The sequence below is a fragment of the Bartonella rattimassiliensis 15908 genome (genome assembly GCF_000278215.1).
Classification (GTDB): domain Bacteria; phylum Pseudomonadota; class Alphaproteobacteria; order Rhizobiales; family Rhizobiaceae; genus Bartonella; species Bartonella rattimassiliensis.
This window is the reverse complement of record NZ_JH725067.1, coordinates 203063-204970: the sequence shown is the minus strand read 5'-3', so window position 1 is coordinate 204970 and position 1908 is coordinate 203063. Positions and strand designations below refer to the sequence as shown.

Sequence of the window (1908 nt, the reverse complement as noted above, 5' to 3'; positions counted from 1 at the left end):
CCCTTATGCGTTTATCATAACCATTATGTGAGCATGCTTTATAAGTTATTCAGTTTCTCTAATTTCCAATTTTGGTAGTTTTTTCACGATTTTCATGGTTTCTAAACTTACGGTAATAACCCTTTGAAACAACTCTAGAGGGTAGGCAGGGTTTCCAACGGTTTCAACAGCATAGCGATTGGCATCATTAACAATGCCGCTCTTTTTATCCGTCTTAACGCATTGACGCCCCATAACCCATTCAAGAGCGGGTCTACCATTGACGATATACTCATAAGCTTCAAGAGGGATATCTGTTATTGTGATATTGCTGTTATAAAAAACTGTAGATTTATCTTTTTCCTTACTATTCTTAATTTTTGCAAATTTCATTTCAGTCACATAATAGAATTTTTCTGGATTAGAGATATCAGTCTGTTTTGGATTGCCCTTTTTAAAGGTCACTGGATAAGGCTCTATATCTTCATAATTCACATGCAAATGCCCCAGTTCACGCCCTGCTGTCACAAACTTCCAAAAATCATCAGCACTCTTTACGCAAGGGATACGAGGCAATTCTTTAGAGAGGTTATCAGCATAACGAGCACGATAATCTTCCGAATGAAGCAAACCGTAAACATAATAGAATAGATCATCTTTTGTTATGGTTTCATTAGGATAAGTAGCTTTAAAATGTGCTAATCCTTCATCCGTAATAGCATCACGCTTCTGTAAACCAGCTGTTGTGTTTGCTTCTGTAGAATACGTAAATAAATGGGATTGTTTCTCATTTTTATTTTTTAAAGATTCAGTATCTTCGTAAATATAGCGTGGAAAGCATTGACATTTTTCGATTGAATCTAAGCTAGGTATATCCGTATTCATAAGTACAGAAAAACTACTTGCTCCTATACCTGTAACTTGTATCACTTTATTTTCAACCACCTTTCCCATTGGGAATATCCGCGGCATTTGATAAACCATTTCATTGAAACTGCGATTATAATAAAGCCACTGCTTGGTAAAAGGACGATACAAACTTCGAGTAAGGCATATCTCTTCAAATTTAAAAACTTTCCCTTTTGCTAACTCTTGTTTAAGTGCACGACTCCAACTGATTTTTTTGGCATTCGTATTGATAAAATCATTTACAGCCTTTGTACGCGTTTTATGATCGGCGTGTGAATAAGCATCATCAAAACGTTCCACTTCGTTATTATAGAACGTGATCATGTTATTCATGTTTTTTGCTAAGCATTCACGACTTGAATTGTATGTCCAAACGTCACGATTAGTTTTTAAACCACAAGAATAAATTTCAAAAAGTTTTTTATTATTTTCCTTCTTCTTCTTATTATTACTCTTATTACCTAAAGTTAGAAAGTTAGCAAAACTATCATCCCGTTGATTAATCCAATCGCCATGCTCGTTTGGTATAATAAGTTGCCAGCCTTGTTCATGGGTAATACCATCAATACTGCAAAATTCGTCAAGGATCTCAAGTTTCCTTTTAGTTGTAAGATTACTACCAATGTCGTGATAGTAAATTTTACATGATTCAGTCACATTGGGATTTTTGATAAACAAGGTTACAGCAATACCCGTCATACTTCCGTTGCCAAAAACATTCTCTCCTTCTTGAGCGTTATTTTTATTCATCATATTTTTACGTATATCCCCCCGTAAATTAAGTACATAAATACTTGTAAATTCTTTGGCTAAAGATTTTCGCAAACTGTCCATTGTTGGCTTGTCTATGTAACCAGACCCAGAAACAAAACCAATTACCCCAGCGTTATCAATACGGTCACTAGCCCAGCGAATGGCACGAATGTAACTATCATAAAGCGCTCGTATATTCGTTACTTTGGATTGAGTAGCATAGGTTTCACGAATGCGATCATCTAATATCGGATAGGGAGTATTCTT

General features: G+C 35.4%; 1 protein-coding gene. It reads right to left on the bottom strand.

Going from position 1 to position 1908, the window contains the following annotated elements; all coding sequences use genetic code 11:
• Positions 1-45: 45 nt before the first annotated feature.
• On the bottom strand, positions 46-1908 hold a 1863-nt coding region (locus MCY_RS06570), incomplete at its 5' end, for a type ISP restriction/modification enzyme (RefSeq protein ID WP_007347583.1).